Raw genomic sequence first — 624 nt, forward strand, 5'->3', positions numbered from 1 at the left:
CAAGCACCATTTCCACCTGAAGCCGCCAGAGCCAAAACCGAACTTAAAACGGGGCCGATACAAGGGGTCCAACCAAAACTAAAAGTTATCCCAAGTAAAAAGGCTGACAGATAGTGATTAGACTTTGATTGTTTGAAGGTGACTGTCTTTTGAACCTCCAGTTTATTGATATGCAAGATTTCCATCTGGTGAAGTCCTAAAAGAATAATGACTATTCCCATAGCATAACGAAACCAGTCTGCATAGAGCATGTGCCCTAGGAATCCAGCTCCAAATCCTAAAATAAAGAAAATGAGGGAGATTCCTGCAATAAAGCACAAGGTCCGAATTAAGCCCGACCATGCAACGTCTCTTCCAAAAAAGCGAAAGCTTTTCGAATTTCCCTGATCATCCAGTAAAATACCAGCATAGACAGGTAGCAAAGGAAAGATGCAGGGTGAAAAGAAGGACAGGATACCGGCTAAAAAAACGGATACTAGAAATATAATCGACTCCAACAAATTACCTACTTTCTCAATATACTAACATTATTTTACTACAAAAGAAAAAATTTGTGACAACTTTGCTACGATTGTTTATTTCACCCAATTTGTAAAATTAAGCTAGACAGAAAAAGCCACCTTA

1 protein-coding gene is annotated in these 624 nt (G+C 38.8%); it reads right to left on the reverse strand.

What is annotated here, in order from left to right; translation table 11 throughout:
- Nucleotides 1-497: cytochrome c biogenesis CcdA family protein (locus tag SORDD16_RS04845; protein ID WP_241733988.1), on the reverse strand; the 497-nt coding region annotated here is incomplete at its 3' end.
- Between the last annotated feature and the right edge of the window lie 127 nt (nt 498-624).

This window comes from Streptococcus oralis (genome assembly GCF_001578945.1).
Lineage (GTDB): Bacteria > Bacillota > Bacilli > Lactobacillales > Streptococcaceae > Streptococcus > Streptococcus oralis_Q.